The organism is Pseudoalteromonas sp. SR45-5 (assembly GCF_014163565.1).
In the GTDB taxonomy this organism is placed as follows: Bacteria; Pseudomonadota; Gammaproteobacteria; order Enterobacterales; family Alteromonadaceae; genus Pseudoalteromonas; species Pseudoalteromonas distincta.
Genome location: NZ_JACJDN010000553.1, coordinates 1 through 2664 on the forward strand (window position 1 = coordinate 1; position 2664 = coordinate 2664).

The window sequence follows — 2664 nt, forward strand, 5'->3', positions numbered from 1 at the left end:
GGCTTTGTTATTTATAGACGTTATAAAAAGTGATTATTCGTTAAATAGCTCTTGTTTAACGTGCTCTGCAAAACCACTACCTGCTTCTAAGTAAAAGTTATAAGTAGAATGAACACCCATTTCTTCTAGCTCTTTTTGTTGATCAGGGTAGTTTGCAATAGCTGTTACTTGGCCTTTATAACCTGAGGCTTGTAGTTGCTCTAGCGCAAAAATATTTTGCATATGCTTTGGCATTGCAAGCATGACCATTTCTACTTGCGAATGATTTACTCGTTGCCAAAAGTCAGGATCTGTTGCATCAGCAATTAATACGTTGCGGCCTCTGTTAACGTGCTTATCTACCACTTCAGGTTTTATATCTATGCCTGCAACAACATTTGGGTGAGTCGCGTTGATTGTTTCATAAGCACCAGTACCAATACGTCCCATACCAAAAATGACTATTTTAGTATCGTTTAGGTTAACAGGTAGCTCTTCAGCTAAACGAGTTTTGCTTTCAAACTTTAATAGCCAGTGCTCTATTTTTACGTATAGCTCGTTTGAGCGCTTATTTAACGGCGAGGCAATTACAAAGGTAATAGAAACAGCAATTGCCATTACGGCCAGCCACTCAGAAGTGATCATGCCTGTGCTAGCTGCTACTGCACATACAATTAACCCAAATTCACTGTAGTTAGATAAACTAAAGGCGGTAAGTAATGATGTACGTGCGCGTAGTTTGAATATATTTGTGAACACGTAATAAAGCGCTATTTTAATAGGTAAAACTAAAACAAGTATAATAGCAACGATTAATGAGCTAGTGGTTAGCTCTGCGCTCAAGCCAATACTTAAGAAAAAACCGACTAATAATATGTCTTTTAAATTAAGCAGAGATTTTGATAGTTCTCCTGCTTTTTTATGTGGTGCAAACATCATCCCAATTATGAGTGCGCCTAGGTCGCCTTTTAATCCTGCAAATTCAAATGCATGATAACCAGCAACTAAAGCAAAGAAAAAACCAAATAATGGTAATAGTTCACCATGTTTAGAGCGATTTAATACGCCATACATGACAGGTCGTAATAAAGGCAGAGCAATTATTAATGCAATTGCCCATACATTTGGAATTTTACCTGTACTAATCGCTAAAAAGATAACAGCAAAGATATCTTGCATGACTAGTATACCAATGGCTATTTTACCGTGAAGGCTTGCCATTTCTCCGCGTTCTTCAAGCACTTTTACTGCAAATACAGTACTTGAAAAACTAAGCGCAAACCCAACTAATAAAGCACTTTGCCAACTTAAATCAATAAACAGTGGAATAGCGAAAACACCAAGCAATAACATAAAGCCACTAAAAAGCGCGCTGCTAAAAATAATATGCAATGTTGCAGGCGCCCACACTTGGGGTTTAATTAAACTGTTTACCTTTAGCTTTAAACCAATACTAAAAAGAAGAAGGGTTACGCCAAGTGCTGCTATTGTATCGAGCAACTCTGTACTTTTATAACCCGATAAATTTAAAGCAAAACCTGCTAATAAAAATCCAATAAGAGGAGGCAGCTTTAACTGATAAACAGCAAAGCCACACACAAACGCGGCGGCAAAATAGATTAGTTCCATAATTCTTAATATCACTTCATTTGGGGTTGCAGTGTAACGAAAAATTTATACCATTGAAAATAAAAATGGACCTAAAAATGAACGCGTCTAATCAAATACTTGCCTAGCTGTGTATAAAAAATGCGCATCAAACATATATTTAATCGTAAATAGCATGTAAATAACATTTTTTCACTGACATTGGCTTTTAAATATGGTTAAGATGCGATAACGAAGAAGTTTAAGCAAGAGCAAATAATAGAACCGCTCAGCTTAAGGAGAAATATATGTTTAAAAAGATTTTAGCGTCGGTAGGTATTGGTGCTGCAAAAGTAGATACTGTTTTAGAGACTGAACACCTACAACCTGGTCAGCTTTTTAATGCACAAATAGTCATTACCGCAGGTGATGTTAGCCAAGATATTGCAGGCTTAGATTTATTACTTATGACCCGTGTTAAAGTGGCAGGTGATGATGGCGATTATTTTACCAATCATGTGATTGACCAATGGCGAATTACAGATATAGGTACAATTGAGCCTGGCGAAGTTAAAAGTATCCCTTTTGAAGCACGTCTTCATTCTGAAACACCTATTACAGAAATTAATGCAGGTTACAATCAATCTCATGTGTGGCTTGAAACAGGTTTAGATATTGATTTAGCACTTGATCCGAGCGATAAAGACCATTTACATATTTACCCTAATGAAGCTGTTAAAACGTGCATGCAGGCGATGGAAAAGCTAGGTTTTAGCTTAATGAAAGCTGATGTAGAAAAAGGCCATTTGCGCGCTTCAACATTTCAATCGTTATCGGGCTGTTATCAGGAACTTGAATATAAGCCAAATAGCCGTAGTTTATTTGGCATTCAAGAGATCGAGTTGTCATTTGTACCAGAGGCACATAAAACACACGTGCTTATAGAGCTAGACAGGGCCTTTAGAGGCGATGGTTATGTAGATTTAACGATAGAGCATGACCACGTGAATTTATCGCAGTTGTGCGACCAACTAGAGCGCTTATTTGCTTAATATAAACTAACAAGTGAATAATTTTATTAAACCCGGCCTAGGCTGG

General features: G+C 37.2%; 2 protein-coding genes. One reads left to right on the top strand and one right to left on the bottom strand.

Annotated elements, in window-relative coordinates; genetic code table 11:
* Positions 1-33 precede the first annotated feature (33 nt).
* A complete protein-coding gene (locus H5072_RS16365) occupies positions 34-1608 on the bottom strand; it encodes a cation:proton antiporter family protein (RefSeq protein ID WP_004335737.1) in 1575 nt (524 codons plus the stop codon).
* A gap of 266 nt (positions 1609-1874) precedes the next feature.
* Here H5072_RS16365 and H5072_RS16370 point away from each other — a divergent pair, with 266 nt between their 5' ends.
* The gene (locus H5072_RS16370; RefSeq protein WP_004335740.1) at positions 1875-2618 is read left to right on the top strand and encodes a sporulation protein; all 744 of its coding nucleotides are present in this window, start codon (positions 1875-1877) and stop codon (positions 2616-2618) included.
* Positions 2619-2664 lie beyond the last annotated feature (46 nt).